17 protein-coding genes are annotated in these 18,335 nt (G+C 65.8%); 12 read left to right on the top strand and 5 right to left on the bottom strand.

What is annotated here, in order from left to right; all coding sequences use genetic code 11:
* Positions 1-11 precede the first annotated feature (11 nt).
* From AXZ77_RS02080 to AXZ77_RS02070, 3 genes are read right to left on the bottom strand one after another with little or no spacing between them, the layout of a single operon-like run.
* Positions 12-1,727 carry a monovalent cation/H+ antiporter subunit D gene (locus AXZ77_RS02080; RefSeq protein WP_098412406.1) on the bottom strand — a complete coding sequence of 572 codons (1,716 nt, stop codon included), beginning with the start codon at positions 1,725-1,727 and terminating at the stop codon, positions 12-14.
* Positions 1,727-2,065 carry a Na+/H+ antiporter subunit C gene (locus AXZ77_RS02075; protein ID WP_078522021.1) on the bottom strand — a complete coding sequence of 113 codons (339 nt, stop codon included), beginning with the start codon at positions 2,063-2,065 and terminating at the stop codon, positions 1,727-1,729. Before AXZ77_RS02075 ends, AXZ77_RS02080 begins: the two co-directional genes overlap by 1 nt.
* Positions 2,065-5,061 (bottom strand): monovalent cation/H+ antiporter subunit A, encoded by a 2,997-nt coding sequence (locus AXZ77_RS02070; RefSeq protein ID WP_098409838.1) that lies wholly within the window; start codon positions 5,059-5,061, stop codon positions 2,065-2,067. Before AXZ77_RS02070 ends, AXZ77_RS02075 begins: the two co-directional genes overlap by 1 nt.
* 416 nt (positions 5,062-5,477) lie before the next feature.
* Here AXZ77_RS02070 and AXZ77_RS02065 point away from each other — a divergent pair, with 416 nt between their 5' ends.
* From AXZ77_RS02065 to AXZ77_RS02050, 4 genes are read left to right on the top strand one after another with little or no spacing between them, the layout of a single operon-like run.
* Positions 5,478-7,130: a glucan biosynthesis protein gene (locus tag AXZ77_RS02065; protein WP_098409837.1), complete on the top strand. Its 1,653-nt coding sequence runs from the start codon at positions 5,478-5,480 to the stop codon at positions 7,128-7,130.
* Positions 7,127-7,339 carry a hypothetical protein gene (locus AXZ77_RS02060; protein WP_098409836.1) on the top strand — a complete coding sequence of 71 codons (213 nt, stop codon included), beginning with the start codon at positions 7,127-7,129 and terminating at the stop codon, positions 7,337-7,339. The genes AXZ77_RS02065 and AXZ77_RS02060 overlap by 4 nt, the downstream gene beginning before the upstream one ends.
* Before the next feature lies 1 nt (position 7,340).
* Entirely contained in the window at positions 7,341-9,155 is a 1,815-nt protein-coding gene (gene mdoH, locus AXZ77_RS02055; RefSeq protein ID WP_098409835.1) for a glucans biosynthesis glucosyltransferase MdoH, read from the top strand.
* Positions 9,148-10,344: an OpgC family protein gene (locus AXZ77_RS02050; protein WP_176535937.1), complete on the top strand. Its 1,197-nt coding sequence runs from the start codon at positions 9,148-9,150 to the stop codon at positions 10,342-10,344. The genes mdoH and AXZ77_RS02050 overlap by 8 nt, the downstream gene beginning before the upstream one ends.
* A 13-nt stretch (positions 10,345-10,357) precedes the next feature.
* Here the strand turns inward: AXZ77_RS02050 and AXZ77_RS02045 are convergent, their stop codons facing one another.
* On the bottom strand, positions 10,358-11,254 hold the full coding sequence (locus tag AXZ77_RS02045; RefSeq protein ID WP_078522028.1) for a LysR family transcriptional regulator: 897 nt from the start codon (positions 11,252-11,254) through the stop codon (positions 10,358-10,360).
* 123 nt (positions 11,255-11,377) lie between these two features.
* Here AXZ77_RS02045 and AXZ77_RS02040 point away from each other — a divergent pair, with 123 nt between their 5' ends.
* Positions 11,378-11,950: an FMN-dependent NADH-azoreductase gene (locus AXZ77_RS02040; RefSeq protein ID WP_098409833.1), complete on the top strand. Its 573-nt coding sequence runs from the start codon at positions 11,378-11,380 to the stop codon at positions 11,948-11,950.
* 72 nt (positions 11,951-12,022) lie between these two features.
* Here AXZ77_RS02040 and AXZ77_RS02035 read toward each other — a convergent pair whose 3' ends face one another.
* Complete coding sequence (locus AXZ77_RS02035; RefSeq protein ID WP_098409832.1) at positions 12,023-13,090, bottom strand: bifunctional transcriptional activator/DNA repair enzyme AdaA; 1,068 nt, start codon at positions 13,088-13,090, stop codon at positions 12,023-12,025.
* A 259-nt stretch (positions 13,091-13,349) separates the two neighbouring features.
* Between AXZ77_RS02035 and ffh the strand changes: the two genes are divergently transcribed.
* The 7 genes from ffh (at position 13,350) to trmD (ending at position 18,321) form a co-directional block, all read left to right on the top strand.
* Entirely contained in the window at positions 13,350-14,849 is a 1,500-nt protein-coding gene (gene ffh, locus AXZ77_RS02030) for a signal recognition particle protein (RefSeq protein ID WP_098409831.1), read from the top strand.
* A 4-nt stretch (positions 14,850-14,853) separates the two neighbouring features.
* Positions 14,854-15,396 carry a GNAT family N-acetyltransferase gene (locus AXZ77_RS02025; protein WP_098409830.1) on the top strand — a complete coding sequence of 181 codons (543 nt, stop codon included), beginning with the start codon at positions 14,854-14,856 and terminating at the stop codon, positions 15,394-15,396.
* Positions 15,393-15,689 carry a chorismate mutase gene (locus AXZ77_RS02020; protein WP_078522032.1) on the top strand — a complete coding sequence of 99 codons (297 nt, stop codon included), beginning with the start codon at positions 15,393-15,395 and terminating at the stop codon, positions 15,687-15,689. The genes AXZ77_RS02025 and AXZ77_RS02020 overlap by 4 nt, the downstream gene beginning before the upstream one ends.
* A 45-nt stretch (positions 15,690-15,734) precedes the next feature.
* The gene (rpsP, locus tag AXZ77_RS02015; protein ID WP_078540310.1) at positions 15,735-16,109 is read left to right on the top strand and encodes a 30S ribosomal protein S16; all 375 of its coding nucleotides are present in this window, start codon (positions 15,735-15,737) and stop codon (positions 16,107-16,109) included.
* Between the two features lie 83 nt (positions 16,110-16,192).
* On the top strand, positions 16,193-16,699 hold the full coding sequence (rimM, locus tag AXZ77_RS02010; protein ID WP_098409829.1) for a ribosome maturation factor RimM: 507 nt from the start codon (positions 16,193-16,195) through the stop codon (positions 16,697-16,699).
* Between the two features lie 4 nt (positions 16,700-16,703).
* Positions 16,704-17,519, top strand: coding sequence for a hypothetical protein (locus AXZ77_RS02005; protein WP_098409828.1), 816 nt, complete (start codon positions 16,704-16,706; stop codon positions 17,517-17,519).
* Positions 17,512-18,321 carry a tRNA (guanosine(37)-N1)-methyltransferase TrmD gene (gene trmD / locus AXZ77_RS02000; protein WP_098409827.1) on the top strand — a complete coding sequence of 270 codons (810 nt, stop codon included), beginning with the start codon at positions 17,512-17,514 and terminating at the stop codon, positions 18,319-18,321. The genes AXZ77_RS02005 and trmD overlap by 8 nt, the downstream gene beginning before the upstream one ends.
* The last annotated feature ends 14 nt before the right edge of the window (positions 18,322-18,335 follow it).

Genomic DNA, 18,335 nt, shown 5'->3' with positions numbered 1-18,335 from the left:
CTTTGCTCCCCTCAATGCGCCGCGGCCGGGGCGTCCTGCCCCGTCTCGGTTCCGGTGTGGGTGTCGGCCTGATCGGCGGGCGGAGCGTCGGCATGCGGATCGGCGGCACTGGTGTCGCCGCCATGCGCGTCCTCGGCCTGCATTTCCTCGCTCACTTCCATATGGCCATGCTCATGGGCGCCGATGCGCGCCGCCTCCTGCGCGCGCTCTTCCGCGCCGGCGAGAACCGCGTCGATATACTGCGACGGCGTGAACAGCTGCGCGGAGGTGCCCTGCAACCAGGTGCTCGCAGGTCCGGCCAGCGCGGTCAGCGCCACCGACCCGGCCAGCAGGATACCGGTCGCGGTAAAGGCGAGGCCCGGCGAGCTCGCATCCTTCGGCGCGGGCGGCAGATCGTCTTCCTCGGCCTCGACCGCGTAGGAGCGCCAGAACACTTGGCTACCCGCACGGGCATAGCCCACGATGGCGATCAGCGAGGTCACCAGAACCGTCGCCCAAAGCGCCCATTGGCCGCGCGTCGCATCGAGGATCATCAGCTTGCCGAGGAAACCCGAGAGCGGCGGCATCCCGGCCATCGCGATCGCGCCCATGAAGAACATGCCCGCCATCAGCCCGTGGTTCTTCATCAGCGGCGCATCGGTGAAGCCGAGCCCCCAGCGCCCGCGCCGCTCGCGCACGAGATCGGCGATCAGGAACATCGCCCCGGCGATCAGCGTCGAGTGGATCATGTAGTAAAGACCCGCCGTGGTCGCGCCCTGAGTGAACTGCGCAAATGCCAGCATCATCGTCCCGACCGAGCCGATCACCGCATAGGCGACCGTGCGGCCCATGTCGCGGGCGCCGAGAATGCCGATCATCCCGATCGCGATCGTCAGGAACGCGGAGGGCAGCAGGATGTCATGGGCAAGCGTGCCGATCGTGCCGGTGATCGGGAAGATCAGCGTATAGACGCGGACGATCGCATAGGTCCCGACCTTGGTCATGATCGCAAACAGCGCCGCCACCGGGCCGGGTGCATTGGTGTAGGTCGCGGGCAGCCAGAACTGCAGCGGCACCAGCGCGGCCTTGACCGCGAAGACCAACATCAGAAGCGCCGCACCGACCTTGATCAGCGCCGTCTGCTCGGAGGGCATCTCGGCCACCTTCACCGCCAGATCGGCCATGTTGAGCGTACCTGCCGTCGCGTAGATCGTCCCCAGCGCGAAGAGGAACAGCGTCGAGCCCGCGAGGTTGTAGACCACGTATTGCACGCCCGATTTCAGCCGTGCGCGCCCGCCGCCATGGATCATCAGACCATAGGAGGCGATCAGCAGCACTTCAAAGAAGACGAACAGGTTGAACGCGTCGCCCGTCAGGAAGGCGCCGTTGATCCCCATCATCTGGAACTGCATCAGCGAGTGGAAATGCCAGCCGCGTTTGTCCCAGCCCGAGCCGATCGCATAGAGCACGATCACGAGGCCGAGGATCGAGGTCAGCAGCAGCATCAGCGCGGACAGCCGGTCAAGGACCAGCACGATGCCGTAGGGCGGCTCCCAGTTGCCGAGGCGATAGACCTCGGGCGGGCCCATCGAGGCCGACACCATCAGCACGATGGCCAGCACCAGAAGCGCCGACATGCCGAGGATCGAGGCCACGCGCTGCGTGACCAGATCGTAGCGCATCCACAGCACGATCAGCGGCGCAAGCATCGCCGGGATCAGGACGGGCGCGATGATCCAATGCTCCATCATTGGCCGTCCTCCTCTTCCTCGAGGTCGATGCGGTCATTGCCCGCCTCGATGAAGGCGCCAAGCGCGAGCATCACGACCACCGCCGTCATCCCGAAGGAGATCACGATCGCGGTCAGAACCAGCGCCTGCGGGATCGGGTCGGTATAGGAGGTGACGCCGTCGCGCAGGATCGGCGGCTGGTTGATTACCAGACGACCGGTGGCGAACAGGAACACGTTCACCGCGTAGGACAGCAGCGACATGCCCACCACCACGGGGAAGGTGCGCAGACGCAGGATCATGTAGATGCCGGCGGCGGTCAGCACGCCGATGGCCGATGCAACGAGCACTTCCATCAGTGATCGCCCCCGTTGGTCTTCTTGTTCTCGTGCACGGTGTCACGCTCGTTCTGGGTGGCTTCGCGTGCGGCGCGGGCGGTCTTCCACCAGCGGCGCGGCACTTTGGCTTCGGGCGGATAGGGCCCGGCCGAGAGCGGCGCGAGCACGCGGGCCTCCGGCTTCTCGGCCGCGATATGCGCGCCCTCTTCGCCGCCTTCCTCGCCCATTGCGGCGCGGCGCGCGAGGCGGCTCAGCCCGCCAAGCGCCAGCATCACCGAGCCGACGACGCCGAGGAACACGCCGAGGTCGAAGCCCGCAGCGGTCGCCAGCTCGAACTTGTCGAGGCCGGGCAGCTTCACATAGCCGAAATCGGAGGTCAGGAAGGGCATGTCGTTGAAGAACGCCCCGGCCCCGGTGATCCCCGCGACCAGCACGCCGGACGCGATCAGCACGTGGTAATAGACCTTCTGGCGCGCCTGCGTCCATGCAAAGCCCGAGGCCATGTATTGCGTCACCAGCGCGATCGCGACGACGAGACCGGCGATGAAGCCGCCGCCGGGCTCATTGTGGCCGCGCAGGAAGATATAGAGCCCCACGACCAGCGCGATCGGCATCATCACCCGCGTCACGATCAGCAACATCAGCGGGTGCTTGTCGCCGCCACGCGGCACGTCGGGACGCCACGCGATCAGCTTGCGCGAGGACGCGCCCTGCAGCAGCGCCTCGGTCAGCGCGAAGATCACCAGCGCGGCGATGCCCAGCACCGTGATCTCGCCGAACGTATCGTAGCCACGGAAGTCCACGAGGATCACGTTCACCACGTTGTCCCCGCCCGCGAGGTTGTAGCTGTTGTCGAGCATGTAGCCGGACATCGTCGGGAAGGCGAAATCGCGGGTCAGCAGCGCGTAGATCAGCCCCGAGACCGCGACGCCCGCCGCGACCGAAAGCCCGACGTCGAAGCCGATCTTCATCCGGCTGGATTCGATCGAGGTGATCTTGGGCAGGAAGTTCAGCGCGAGAAGCATCAGCACCGTCGTCACGATCTCGACCGAGATCTGCGTCAGCGCGAGGTCGGGCGCCGAGAGGAAGATGAAGGAGATCGAGACGGTGAGGCCGACGATCCCGATCAGCACCAGCGCGAGGATGCGGTTGTGATGGAAGGCGACGATACAGATCGTGGCCGTCAGCAGCAGCAGCCACGAGGTCACCGCCGCGCCGTTCACCGGCGTCAGCGCACGGGTCTGCGGCCCCAGCGTGCCGCTCATGAAGGCGTAGAGCCCAACCCCGACCGCAGTTATCGTGAACAGCATCAGGTAACGCGCCATCGCGCCGGTATGCAGCCCCTGCGTGATCCACGCGGCAAGGCTCTGCACCTTCGCGACCACCCAGTCGAACATCACCTTGGCCTCGGGGCGCGGGATGGCGTCCCAGATGCGCTGGAACGGGCGATGCGCGGCGAGCAGAGCGATACCGCCGGTGACGGCAATGGCCGACATGATCAGCGCGGGCGTGACGCCGTGCCAGATCTTAAGCTCGTGCATGTGATAGCCGCCACCGACGACCGCATTGGTCGCCATCTGGACATAGCCGCCCGCCACCGCCATCGGGAACAGACCGATCGCGATCACGAGGAAGGCGAGGAAAGCCGGGCTGATCCACATGCCGAAGGGCGGATCATGCGGGGTCTTCGGCAGGTCCTGCGGCGGCGGGCCGAAGAAACCGTGGCTGATGAAGCGGAAGGCGTAGGTGGCCGAGAACAGCGCCGCGATGGTGGCAAGCGCCGGGATCAGCCAGCTATTGTCGAGCCACTTCGTATGCGCGGCGGCCTCCAGCATCATCTCTTTCGACAGGAACCCGTTGAAGAAGGGGATACCGGCCATCGACAGCGCCGCGATGGTCGCGATCACGAAGGTGATCGGCATCAGCTTGCGCAGCCCCGAGACGCGGGTCAGGTCACGCGTGCCCGCCTCGTGATCGACGATGCCCGCCGACATGAACAGTGCCGCCTTGAAGGTCGCGTGGTTGATGATGTGGAACACGGCGGCCAGCGCCCCGGCCTCGGTCCCCAGCCCCAGCATGAAGGTGATGAGCCCCAGATGCGAGACCGTCGAGAAGGCCAGAAGCGCCTTCATGTCGTGTTTGAAAATCGCGATCTTCGCGGCGATCAGCATGGTGATCAGGCCGACGCTCGCGACGATATAGAACCATTCCGGCGTGCCCGAGAGCACCGGCCACATCCGCGCCATCAGGAACAGCCCTGCCTTCACCATCGTGGCGGAGTGCAGATAGGCCGAGACCGGCGTCGGCGCCGCCATCGCGTGCGGCAGCCAGAAATGGAACGGGAACTGGGCGGATTTGGTGAAAGCCCCGCCGAGGATCAGCAGCAGCGCCGGGATGTAATAGGGGCTCGCCTGAATGGCGTCCTTGTGCTGCAGGATTTCCGAGATGTCGTAGCTGCCCGCGATATTGCCGAGGATCAGCATCCCCGCGATCATCGACAGACCGCCCAGACCGGTCACGGTCAGCGCCATACGCGCGCCCTGACGGCCCGCGGGCAGGTGCTTCCAATAGCCGATGAGCAGGAAGGAGCTGAGCGAGGTCAGCTCCCAGAAGATCAGCAAAAGCAGGATATTGTCGGACAGCACGATGCCCACCATCGCGCCCTGGAACAGCAGCAAGTAGGTGTAGAACTGACCGACCGGGTCCTTGTTCGACAGGTAGAACCGCGCATAGAGGATGATCAGCAACCCGATCCCGAGGATCAGCGTCGCGAAGAGCATCCCCAGACCGTCGATCCAGAAATTCACGTTCAGGCCCAGCCAGGGCAGCCAGTCGATCTTGGTCTCGACGACACCGCCTGCCATCACGGTCGGCAGGTTCAGCAACAATCCGAGCAGCGCCAGCCCCGTGAACAGGGCCGAAACCGCGGCGGCATTGGTGCGTCCGGTGCGGATAAGGATCGACGGCATGGCTGCGCCCAGGAAGGGCAAAGCGGCGATCAAGGCAGGCGACATCTTCTCTCCGGTCCGTTCTTTGGCGGGCCTTGGGGCGATGGATGCGACCGCACTCTCCCCCCGCGCAAGCATTACTTTACCTGCGCACAGGGGGCATGTCTGTCAAGCTTCGCGACGGCGTTTCCTGAGTAGAATCGCAAGGCATTGTGCGGAGGCCGCCTCAAAGCGGCAGCGATCGGCCCCTCTCCCGCCATTTTGCACATGCGGCATTCTGCGGCACAAATGTCGCTGAATCGGCGGGAAATCGCGCTTTTCGATGCATGGATGGGCGATGTTATGCGAGAATCGCATGGCTCGACCCTGTCCGCCCGATGGGCCTCGCTTCCCCTCTTGCAGTTTTTCCGGGCATGTGGCTATGCAAATTGCAGCACGGCGGTTTTTCTCCGTGCGAAGCGACTGTAATCGCAGGGAAACAGATGCCTAATCCCCGCACTGTGCAAGTGCCCCATTTCTCCCGCCGACAGCTCCTCGCCGCCGGTTCCGCTTTTGGCGCGTTCGCCGCCACGGGAGGCTGGCCCGGCCATGCGCTCGCGCAAGACAGCGCCCCCGCAGCCGACCCCTCCTCCGCGCCAGCCTCGCCCCCTGCCGCACCGCAGCAATCGCCGTTTTCCTTCGACGATCTCGCGGCGCGGATGCAGAAGGCCGCGAAGAACGAAGCCGTACCGCCCGAGACCAGCTCGGCCGATTTCCTGAGCAAGCTGGACTACGACAGCTACCGGATGATCCGCTTCGACCCGGACAAGTCGCGCTTCGAGAATATCGAAGACACGCGCTTCGAATTGCAGGCCTTCCATCTGGGCTGGCTGTTTAAAGAGCCGGTGCATCTCTCCAGCATCGACAACGGGCAAGCGAGCCCGATGACCTTCTCGACCGACGATTTCATCTACCAGAGCAAAGCGCGCAAGATCGTCCCCGAACATGCGCCCCTGCCCGGCGTCGCAGGCTTCCGCCTGCACAGCCCGATCAACCGCCCCGATGTCATGGACGAGCTGATCGCGTTTCAGGGCGCATCCTACTTCCGCGCGCTCGGGCGCGGCTCGGCTTATGGGCTCTCGGCGCGCGGGCTCGCGGTGAACACCGGCATCTCGGTCGCCGAGGAATTCCCGCGTTTCACCCAGTTCTGGGTCGAGACCCCGGCCTCGGGCGCGACCTCGATCACCGTCTTCGCCGAGATGCACTCCGCCTCGCTGACGGGGGCCTACAAATTCGTCATCACCCCGGGCGAGGCTACCTCGGTCGACGTGACCGCACGGCTCTTCATCCGCGAGGACATTCAGCAGCTCGGTGTCGCGCCGCTGACCTCGATGTTCCTCTACGGGCCGCGCAACCGGCACAATTTCGACGACTATCGCCCGCGCGTACACGACAGCGACGGGCTGGCGATCGAGCAAGCCGACGGCGACAAGCTGTGGCGGCCGCTGCAGAACCCCGACAAGCTCGCCTCCTCCTATTTCGCGGAGAGCGCGCCGAAGAGCTTCGGCCTCTATCAGCGCGAGCGCGACTTCGATCACTATCAGGACGCCTCGGCCCGTTACGAGCGCCGCCCCTCGGTCCGCGTGACGCCGCAGGGCGACTGGGGCAAGGGCATGGTTCGGCTGGTCGAGATCCCCTCGAAACTCGAGGTGAACGACAATATCGTCGCTTTCTGGGTGCCCGAAGCTCCGGCAAAAGCAGGCGATGCGCTGGAATTCGCCTATCGGCTGGAATGGGGCGACCTGCCCCCCGATCCGAGCGATCAGCGCGCCTATGTCGATCAGACCTGGGCCGGGACCGGCGGTGTATCGGGTGTCGAGAACACCAAGGGCACCCGTAAATTCGTCATTGATTTCAAGGGCGGAGAGATTTCGCGCCTCCCCGCGTCGGCGGTCGACGAAATCAAGCCGGTCACCCACGCGAACAAGGGCAAGATCGAAACGCAGACCCTTTCGAAGGTCGAACAGGACAATGTCTGGCGTCTCGTTCTGGATATTTCCGCCGATGGCGACGCGCCCGTGGAACTCTCTGCCACTCTTGCTGGTTTTGGACGGAACCTCTCCGAGACCTGGCTCTACCAGTGGACCAAAACATGATTTCACATTTGACGCTGCCGGAAGTGCCGGCGCTGACCGATCAGCCGCGCGCCCAGCGCCGGCTGTCGCCCGAAGACCTCATTGCCGGGCCCGCCGCGCTGCCGGTGGCCCCGATGGCCATGCCCGCTCAACAGATCGAACCCGATCTTCGGCTGAGCACCCGGCTCGCCCGGATGCTGACCCGCCGCCCGGTCGGGGAAGGCACCTGACATGTCCGCGCTCGCGCGTCCTCGCGGCGCATTGCTGATCGGCCTGCGCGCTCTGGCGCTCGGGCTGGCGGCGCTTGCAGGTATCGGAGCCTTCGTTCTGTTCATTCAGTTCGGGCAGGCCGATGGCTTGCAGACGCTCGACGTGGTGCGCGCGCTCCTGATCCTGATCTCGACGCTCTGGCTCGCATGGGGCGCGGTGCAGGCGCTGATCGGGCTGACCTCGCGCGCCGAGCCGCCGCCGCGCGTGGACCCGCATGCGCGCATTCAGGGCCGCACGGTCGTGCTGGTGCCGGTCTATAACGAAGACCCGGTCTCCACCTTTTCGCGCGTCGCCGCGATGGACGCCTCGCTCGCCGCGACCGGTGACGACGCGGAAGTGCATTTCGCGATCCTCTCGGACACCCGCAAGGATGACATTGCCCAGCGCGAGGTGCAGGTCTTCGCCCATCTGGTCGAAGAGCGCGACGGGCTGGGCCGTTTCTTCTACCGGCGTCGGCTGAACAATACCGGCAAGAAGGCCGGTAATATCGAGGATTTCATCACCCGCTCCGGCGCGGCCTATGATTTCGCGCTAATCCTCGATGCCGACAGCCTGATGGAAGGCGAGACGATCCTGCAGATGATCCGCCGGATCGAGGCCGAGCCGCGTCTGGGCCTGCTGCAGACCCTGCCGAAAGTGGTGCGGGGGCGCTCGCGCTTCGCCCGTGCGATGCAATTCTCGGCCAGCTTCTTCTCACCCGTCTTCGCCCGTGGCCTTGCGATGCTGCAGGGCAGGACCGGCCCGTTCTGGGGCCACAACGCCATCGTGCGCACCCGCGCCTTCGCCGAAAGCTGCGGCCTGCCCGCGCTGAAGGGGCAGCCGCCCTTCGGCGGGCATGTGATGAGCCACGACTATGTCGAGGCGGCACTTCTGGCGCGCAACGGCTGGCTCGTGCGGCTCGATGACGATCTGGAGGGCTCGTTCGAGGAAGGCCCCGAAAACATCGTCGATCATGCCAAGCGCGACCGCCGCTGGTGTCAGGGCAATCTGCAGCACGCGCGCATCATCGGCGCGCCGGGGCTGCGCGGCTGGTCGCGGTTCGTCTTCGCGCAGGGCATCATGGCCTATATCGCGCCGCTGTTCTGGCTGGGCTTTCTCGTGGCCTCGGTCGCGGCGCCCCTGTTCGTGCCGCCGCCGGATTACTTCCCCGAGCCCTATTGGCCCTTCCCCTATTTCCCGCCCTCGGAAGCCTCGAAAGCGATCGGCCTCGCCATCGGCATCTTCGGGCTTCTGCTGGTGCCGAAATTGCTGATCGCGGCGCGTGCGGCGATGAACGGCACCGCGCGGGGCTTCGGCGGCGGCAACATCGCCTTCGCTTCGACGCTGAGCGAGTTGCTCTTCTCCTCCCTCACCGCCCCGGTGCTGCTGGCCTTCGCCACGCGTTCGGTCTTTCAGGTGCTGTTCGGCGCGGATGGCGGCTGGCCCACCAACAACCGCGGCGACGGACGGCTGAGCGTGGCCGACGGCTTCAACGCGGCGTGGTGGATCGTCGCCATCGGGGCAGCGGGCCTTGCCGTCACATGGTGGCTCGCGCCGGGTCTGCTGTTCTGGCTGCTGCCGGTCGGTCTGCCGATGATCGCAGCGCCTTGGCTGATCTCGTGGTCGTCGCAGCCCTCGGACTCGCAGCTGATGCTGGTGCCGAGCGAGATCGAGACGCCCCGCATCCTGCGTCTGCACGATGCGATCTTCACCCGCTGGGAAAACGCTTTCCCGGCCCCCGAGGACGACCGCGCCGGTTTCGCGGACGCCCCTCACCGGAGCCCCGCACATGCGTAACATCGCGCTGATGAAACCCGGGCGCGACCTGCGGATCGACCTGTTCCGCGGCCTCGCGCTGGTGATGATCTATATCGACCACATCCCCGGCAATCTCTACGAGCATTTTACCTCCCGCAATCTGGGCCTCTCGGATGCGGCGGAGGGCTTCGTCTTCATGTCCGGCCTTGCCGCCGCGCTGGCTTACGGTCCGGCGCTGGCGAAAGGGCTGAACTGGGAAGGCACGTCGCGGCTTTGGGGACGGGCGTGGCTTCTCTACCTCGTGCATACCCTGACCGCCGTCTGGGCGATCGCGATCGTCTCGGCCGCCGTGCAGTTCTGGGGCAACGAGGCGATGCTGACCAAGAACGCGATGAAGATCTATGGCACCGATCCGTTCGGCTTCCTGATCGGGATCGCGACGCTGGGCCACCAGCTGGGCTATGTGAACATCCTGCCGATGTATATGGCGCTCCTGTTGATGGCGCCCGCGCTGATCCGCATCGGTCAGCACAGCAAATTGGCGTTGCTGGCGACCTCGGTCGGGCTCTGGGTGGCGACGGGGCTGTTCCGGCTGAACCTGCCGAACTACCCGATGGAGGGCGGCTGGTTCTTCAACCCGCTGGCATGGCAACTGGTGTTCAGCCTCGGCATCCTGACGGGACTGGCGCTGCGCCAAGGCAAACGGCTGGTGCCGGTGAAAGGCTGGATCATCGCGCTCGCGGCGGGCTGGCTGACGCTGACCTTCGTCTGGGTTCACAACGGCTGGATGCTGAAGAATTTCGGCCACGCGGTCTGGCAGCTGCGTCAGTGGAACGTGCCCTTCTTCATCGCGGGCTTCGACAAGACCTTCGTGTCGCTGCCGCGCCTGTCGCACCTGTTGGCGCTTGCCTATATCCTGTCGCTGCCGGGGATCATCCCGCGCATCGCCGAGGCGCGCGTGCTGGAGCCGATCCGAATGCTGGGCCGTCACTCGCTGCCGATCTTCGCGCTCGGCACGGTGCTGGCGATCGCGGGCCAGACGGTGAAGCAGGTGCATCCGGGCGGAATTTGGCAGGACAGCGTGCTGATCTTCGGCGGGCTCGCACTCCAATTCGCCTTCGCCTACGGGCGCGACAATTTCGGCGCGAAGGCCGTGGCGCGACGCCGGAAGGCGCGCGAAGAGGACGTCCCCGCGTCGACCCCGGTGCAGCTGCACGCAGCGGAATAGCTCAGCTCTGGGCTCAGCTCAGGATCAGACCGTCCGAGCGTGCCGCCTGTTCCTTGATCGCCTTCACGGCGGCCTGAACCTTCGGCGTGCGGTGCAGATCGACATGGGTCACCAGCCACAGGTTGGTGTCCCAGGTCTCGTAAGGCTTCACCACCTCTTCGAGCGTCGGATCGGCGCGGCCCATCGGCACGGTCAGGAAGCCCAAACCAAGCCCCGCCTTGATCGCATCGACCTGGCTTTCATGCTCGTTCGCGCGAAACACGACCTGCTCGTCCGGCACGTTGTCGCGTAGCCAGCGATAGAACGGCGCGCGGCTGTCGCGGTTGTCGTTCGAGACGAAGCGATGCTTGGCGAGCTCTTCCTTGGAACGCGGAATTCCGAAGCGCTCGACATAGGCGTGGCTCGCATAGAGCGCGTTCTGCATCCGGCCCAGCGACTGCACCACGTTGTCGGGCTCGGTCGGACGGTTGCCCGCGCGGATCGCGACATGCGCCTCGCCATATTCCAGCCGGAACACGCGCTGATCGGTGAGATAGCGCAGACGCAGCCCGGAATATTCGCCCAACAGCTTTTCCATCGCGGGCAGGACAAGCACCGAAACCGCGGTCAGCGAGGTCACGATCAATTCGCCCGTGACTTCGTCGCCGGCGCCTGCGATCCGGGCGGCGAGCTGGCTGAACTGGTCCTCGGTCGCCTGCCCCACGGAGAGCAATTGCTGCCCCGCTTCGGTCGGCGTGTAGCCACGCGGATGGCGCTGGAACAGCTTCGTGCCCAGCTTGTCTTCCAAGGCATCGACATGGCGGATCACCGTCGCGTGGTGAACGCCCAAAACCTCTGCCGCCCCCGAGACGGTGCCGATGCGCGCCACGTGGAAAGCGGTGCGGATTTCATCCCAACTGTCAAAGCTCATGCTGTGCATCCGTGAACATAATCTGCTCGATCATGCCCGTTGCGTTCTGGATTGCAAGAGACAAGTAAGGCGCAGACCGAAATTCACGACCCCACATCGAACACGTTTTACGGAGTCCTCCCCATGACTAAGACCCTTCGTATCGACAGCTCCATCAAAGGCGACGCGTCGATCTCCAAACGCCTCACCGACAAGATCGTCGAGCGGCTCGGCGGCGACGTCACCACCCGCGACGCAACCGCCATCCCCACCATCGACGGTGCGTGGCTCGGCGCGGCCTACACCCCCGCCGACCAGCGCAGCGACGAACAGAAAGAGCTGCTCGCCCTGTCCGACGAGTTGATCGCAGAGGTGAAAGCCGCCGACACGATCGTCATCGGCTGCGGCGTTTACAACTTCGGCGTCACCGGCCCGCTCAAGCACTGGATCGACATGATCTGCCGCGTGGGCGAGACCTTCCGCTACACCGAAGCTGGCCCTGAAGGCCTCGCCGGTCCGAAGCGCGTCATCATCGCCTATTCCTCCGGCGGCGTGCCGCAGGGCTCCGCCTTCGATTTCGCGACGCCCTACATCAAGCAGGTTCTGGGCTTCATCGGCATCACCGACGTGACCGTGGTGGCCGCCGAGGGCGTGAACCTCGACGAGGCTGCGGCGGTCGCCAAGGCCGAGGAGCAGATCATCCACCTCGCGGCCTGATCCCCAGTCTGCAAAGACGTCCCTACCTCCCCCGACTGGCCCCGTGGATAACACCGCGGGGCCTTTTCTGTCTCAACCGGGGTGATCGGCGCGCCGATAGGCCTGTTCGATCTCGATCAGGCGCTGCTTGCGCCAGAGCCCGCCGCCATATCCCGTCAGCGAGCCATCGGCGCCGATCACCCGGTGGCAGGGCACGACGAGCGCGATCTGGTTCGCACCGTTGGCCCGCGCCACCGCCCGCACCGCCGAAGGCCGCCCGATCGCCGCCGCGATCTGCCCATAGCTGCGGGTCTGCCCGGCGGGGATGCGCTGCAACTCGGCCCAGACCGCCTGCGAGAACGCGCTGCCCGCCTGCGCCAGCGGCGTATCGAACCGCGCCGAGCGCCCGGCGAAATAGGCGGCGAGCTCCGTCTCGATCTGATCGGTCGGCGCGAAGCGTCCGAGACCCAGGTCCCCTTTCGCATCCTCGCGCAGCCGCGCAAGCTCTGCGGGCAGCCCCTTCCGCTCGACGAACTCCAGCAGGTGCAGGTGCCGCTCGCTCGCCACCGCGATCATGTCGCCCAGCGGTGTCGCGATCCAGTCGGCGCGCAGCACGCCGCCCTGCCGCAACGCCGCTGGTGGACAGCCCAGCAGGCCCGCGAAGGCGCGCCGGAAGGCGCTGGCGGAGTCGAAACTCGCCTCATGCTGCGCGGAGATCACCTTTTGCCCCTCGGCCAGACTGCCGAACCCCTCGCGCAACCGCCGCTGCCGCGCCATTTCCAGGAATGTCATTCCGAACTGCCGCTTGAAGCTGCGGCGCACCGTGGACAGGTCGAACCCCATCCGCGCGATGTCTTCCTCGCGCCAGCGTCGCCCCGGATCGGCCTCGAGCGCCGCCAGAAGCGCGCCGATGGCAGGATCGGCTTGCGCGGCGGGACCAAGGGGGTGGCAGCGTTTACAAGGCCGGAACCCGGCGGCGATACACGCCCCGACGGTGTCGTGAAAACTGCAATTCTCCGGGCGTGGCTTGCGCGCAGGACAGGTCAGCCGACAGAAGATGCCGGTCGTCGCGACACAGACATAGGCCTGCCCGTCGAACCGGGCATCGCGGGCGAGAAGCGCCTGATAAAGCGTATCGTGATCGGGCAGGTCAAACAGCATGGCGCGACATTACCACTCCCGCAGCACCCCGCCGCCGAAAAACGGGCGGCGATTTCACTTTGCCAACTGGCGAGGCCGACAGGCGCAAAGCCCCTGTCGCGGTTGACTCCGCGGGGCCTTTGTCATAGTTCACGCGAGATTTCCCCGGAGGACGAATCCCTCCGGTCCCGGCATGAGGTCGGGATCGCCACCAGTCAGCGCGTTGCGCCCACTGGTGCGCTTGTCGTTTGTCCCGGCCCCAATCACAGGAGGGTGGCCCATGTTCGAAAGTCTATCAGAGCGCCTAGGTGGCGTCTTCGACCGGCTGACCAAACAAGGTGCGCTTTCCGCCGATGACGTGAAAACGGCCATGCGCGAAGTGCGCGTCGCGCTTCTCGAAGCCGACGTTTCGCTGCCGGTCGCCCGCCAGTTCATCAAATCTGTCGAGGGCAAGGCCACCGGCGCCGCGGTCACCAAATCGGTCACGCCGGGCCAGCAGGTCGTAAAGATCGTCCATGACGAGCTGATCAAGATGCTCGCGGGCGAAGAGGCCGCCGATGCACTGAAGATCGACAACCCGCCCGCGCCGATCCTGATGGTCGGCCTGCAGGGCTCGGGTAAGACCACCACCACCGCCAAGCTCGCCAAGCGCCTCAAGGACCGCGAAGGCAAGCGCGTGCTGATGGCCTCGCTCGACACCAACCGCCCGGCGGCAATGGAGCAGCTGCAGATTCTCGGCACCCAGATCGGCGTCGACACGCTGCCGATCGTGAAGGGCGAGAGCGCCGTGCAGATCGCCAAGCGCGCGAAGCAGCAGGCGACGCTCGGCGGCTATGACGTCTACATGCTCGACACCGCGGGCCGTCTGCATATCGACGAAGTGCTGATGGACGAGGTTCAGGCGGTGCGCGACGTCGCGAACCCGCGTGAGACGCTCCTCGTCGTCGATGGCCTGACCGGCCAGGACGCGGTCAACGTCGCGACCGAGTTCGACGAGAAGGTCGGCGTCTCGGGCGTCGTGCTGACCCGGATGGACGGCGACGGTCGCGGCGGTGCGGCGCTCTCGATGCGCGCGGTCACCGGCAAGCCGATCCGCTTCGTGGGTCTGGGCGAGAAGATGGACGCGCTCGAGACCTTCGAGGCCGAGCGTATCGCGGGCCGCATCCTCGGTATGGGCGACATCGTCGCCCTCGTGGAGCGCGCGCAGGAAACGCTGGAACAGGAACAGGCGGAGCGCATGGCCAAGCGCTTCCAGAAGGGCCTGTTCAACATGAACGACATGAAGAACCAGCTCGATCAGATGATCAAAATGGGCGGGATGCAGGGCGTCATGGGAATGATGCCGGGCATGTCGAAATACGCCAAGCAGGCCGAAGATGCGGGCCTGAACGACAAGACGATCACCCACCAGATCGCGCTCATCAACTCGATGACCAAGAAAGAGCGCGCCAACCCGCAGATCCTTCAGGCGAGCCGCAAGAAGCGCATCGCGGCGGGCGCAGGTCTCGAGGTCTCCGACCTCAACAAGCTGCTGAAAATGCACCGTCAGATGTCCGACTCGATGAAGAAGCTCTCTAAGATGGGCAAGGGCGGCATGATGAAACAGGCGATGAAGATGATGGGCGGCAAGGGCGGCGGCGCGCCGGATCTGGCCAACATGGATCCCGCCGAGGTCGAAGCCGCCGCCAAGGCGATGGGCGGCAAGCTGCCCAAGGGCGGCATGCCCGGTCTGGGCGGTGCGCTGCCGCCGGGCCTGTCGGGCTTCGGCAAGAAGAAGTGACCCGATGACCGTCGCGCTGTCTCCCACCCCTGTTCTCGAGACCGAGCGTCTCGTGCTCCGCGCCCCGAAGGCTGCGGATTGGGCGGCATGGCGCGACTTCTACATGTCCGAGCGCAGCCACTGGTTCCGCCCGGTGAAAGAGCCGACCCCGGAAGCCGCCTGGCGCAGCTTCGCGGCGATCACCGGCCATTGGGTGCTGCGCGGCTGGGGCATGTTCGTGATGACCGAGCGCGGCTCGGATCAGGGGTTCGGGGCGCTCGGTCCCTGGATGCCCGAGAGCTGGCCCGAGGCCGAGATCGCGTGGTCGGTCTGGTCGGAAGACGCCGAGGGCAAGGGCTACGTGGCCGAGGCTGCACGCGCGGTGATCGCGCATGCGTTCCGGGATCTGAACTGGTCCACCGCGGTCAGCTACATCGACCCGAACAACACCCGTTCGACCGCGTTGGCCGAGCGTCTGGGCGCGCGCCCCGACCCGCAGGCCGCCTATCCCGGGGAGCCGCCGATCGTCGTCTGGCGCCACCCCGCACCGAAGGAGGCCGCCGCATGAGCGATGCAACCACCCGTGCCGCTGAGTTGCTGAAAGAGCATCGCGACAGCATCGACCGGCTCGATGCGGTGATGATCTACACGCTGGCCGAACGCTTTGCCCAGACGCAGGCCGTCGGCAAGCTGAAGGCAGAGCACGACCTTCCGCCCTCCGATCCCGATCGGGAGGCCAAGCAGATCGCCCGGCTCGAAAAGCTGGCGAGCGATTCCGGGCTCGACCCGGAATTCGCGAAGAAGTTCCTCAATTTCGTGATTTCGGAAGTGATCCGGCATCACGAGAAATTCCAGAAATGACGGGCCATCCGGCCCATCACCAGCCATCCAAAGGAGACAACTGACATGGCTATGAAAATCCGCCTCGCTCGTGGGGGTTCCAAGAAGCGTCCGTTCTATTCGATCGTCGCTACCGACTCGCGCATGCCGCGTGACGGCCGCTTCCTCGAGAAGCTGGGCACCTACAACCCGCTGCTGCCGAAAGACAGCGAAGACCGCGTGAAGATGAACATCGAGCGCGTGAAGTACTGGCTCGACCAGGGCGCGCAGCCGACCGACCGCATCGCGCGCTTCCTCGAAGCCGCTGGCGAGCGCAGCAAGCCGACCCGCGCCAACATGAAGAAAGCCGTTCCGGGCAAGAAAGCCCAGGAGCGCGCCGAGCAGCGTGCCGCCAAGGCCGCCGAGGCGAACGCCGCTGAAGAAGCACCCGCCGAAGAATAATCGGCAGCTATGGATGGCTGGCGGGCCGGGCGCGATAGGTGCCCGGCCCCTGCCCCATCCGATCTAGCACAGAGGACCGCATCATGACCCAACCCGAACGCGTCTGCGTGGGTGCCATTGCCGGAGCTTTCGGCGTGCAGGGCGAAGTGCGCCTCAAGAGTTTCTGCGCCGAACCCGAGGATATCGTGGGCTACGCCCCGCTTTATACCGAAGACGGCGCGCGCCAGTTCGACGTGACGCTGACGCGGGGCCTGAAAAACGGGCTTGGCGCGCGACTGTCGGGCGTGGCCACGAAGGAAGAGGCTGATGCGCTACGCGGGGTGACCCTCTGGGCCGACCGCGACAAGCTGCCCTCTCTTCCTGACGACGAATTCTACCATGCCGACCTGATCGGGCTGACGGTGGTCGATACCGGCGGCGCCAAGATCGGCACCGTGCGCGCGGTCCACAATCACGGCGCGGGCGACATTCTCGAAATCTACGCGCCCGGGCGCAAACAGGCGCTACTGCTGCCCTTCACCAAGGCCATCGTGCCGACCGTGGACCTCGCCGCGCAGCGCATCGTCGCCGACCCGCCCGAGGATCTGTAATCGGATGCGCGTGATCGTCCATCCGGGCTTTCACAAGACCGGCACCTCCACGATCCAGACCGGACTGCGCGAAGCCAGCGCCCATCTGCCAGATTGGGTGATCGCGCTGCGCGAGGATATTCCCGACGCAGCCGCCGCCGCCCGAGCCTATTCGCTGACGCGCGATCCGTTCGAGTTGGGGCTCTATCAAGCCGCGCTCGCCAATTGGGCCGATGCCCTTCCCGAAGACAGCACGCAGGCCGTGATCTCGATCGAAGGGCTCGCAGGCCATATGCCGGGCCGCGATGGCGTGCTGGACTATTCCGCGACGCCCGCCCTGATGGGCGCGCTGGCCGAGGTATTCCGCGCGAAATACGAAGACGCGCTGGAGTTGCAGCTGTTTCTGACGACGCGCGAAAAGACCGCGTGGATCGAGAGCCTGCATTGGCAGCATGTGCGCAGCGGCATGTTGACGGACACGCTCGACAGCTTCCGCAAACGACTGTCGGGCTTCGACCTCGCCCCCGTTCTGCGTGCGATCGTGAGCACTGTGGACCCCGCCCCGGTGACATGGGTGATGCTCGACGAAGCCCGCGACAATCCCCACGGCCCGCTGACGCCGCTCCTCGATCTCATGGGCGTCCCCCCCGAGGTGCGCGCGTCGCTGGGCCTCGGGATCACGGCCAATGCACGCCCGCGGAGGGTGGACCGGGCGGCGCTGGCCGACCAACTCGCCGCAATCAACGCGGAAGGGTTGCCGCGCGAGGCTACAAAAGAGAAAAAGCGCGCCATATTGCGGGCAGCATGGCGCGAAGAGGCAGAGGCGAAATCCGATGAGTGACGACAAACCCAAGCTCGCGACCAAGTCGCATGGCCGCCTGACGATCTCGCCGACGCGCAAGCCCAGTTCGCTGATGGACGAGCCGCCGCGACTGAAAGGCGCGTGGACCGCGAAGATCGTCACGCTCTTCCCCGAAGCCTTCCCCGGCACGCTGGGCCTGAGCCTTCTGGGCCGCGCCCGCGATCTGGGCCTCTGGGCGCTGGAGACGATCGACCTGCGCCCCTTCGGCATCGGCAAGCACCGCAACGTCGACGACACCCCCGCCGGTGGCGGCGCGGGCATGGTGCTGCGCGCCGATGTGGTGGGCGAGGCGCTCAAGCAGGCCGCCCACGGCACGCCGGATGACCGCGCGCGCTGGCCGGTCGTCTATCTCTCGCCGCGCGGCAAGCCCCTGACGCAGGAGATGGCGCGCCGCTTTGCCGAGGCCGATGGCATGACGCTTCTTTGCGGGCGGTTCGAAGGCGTGGACGAGCGTGTGCTGGAACATTTCGGCGTCGAGGAAGTCTCGATCGGCGATTTCGTCCTGACGGGGGGCGAAGTGGCCGCCCAAGTGCTGATCGACGCCACCGTGCGGCTTCTTCCGGGCGTGCTCGGCAATGCCGAGAGCGCGGTCGAGGAAAGCCATTCCAGCGGGCTGCTGGAGCATCCCCAATACACCCGCCCCGCCGAATGGGAAGGCCGTTCGACCCCCGAAGTGCTGACCTCGGGGAACCACAAGAAGATCGAAGACTGGCGCCGCGAGATGAGCGAAAAGCTCACGCAGGAACGGCGGCCGGATTTGTGGAAGAAGCGTGGGGAGTGAGGGCCAGTTGAAGC

Source organism: Thioclava sp. ES.031 (genome assembly GCF_002563775.1).
GTDB lineage: Bacteria > Pseudomonadota > Alphaproteobacteria > Rhodobacterales > Rhodobacteraceae > Thioclava.
This window is presented reverse-complemented; position numbering and strand designations above follow the sequence as displayed.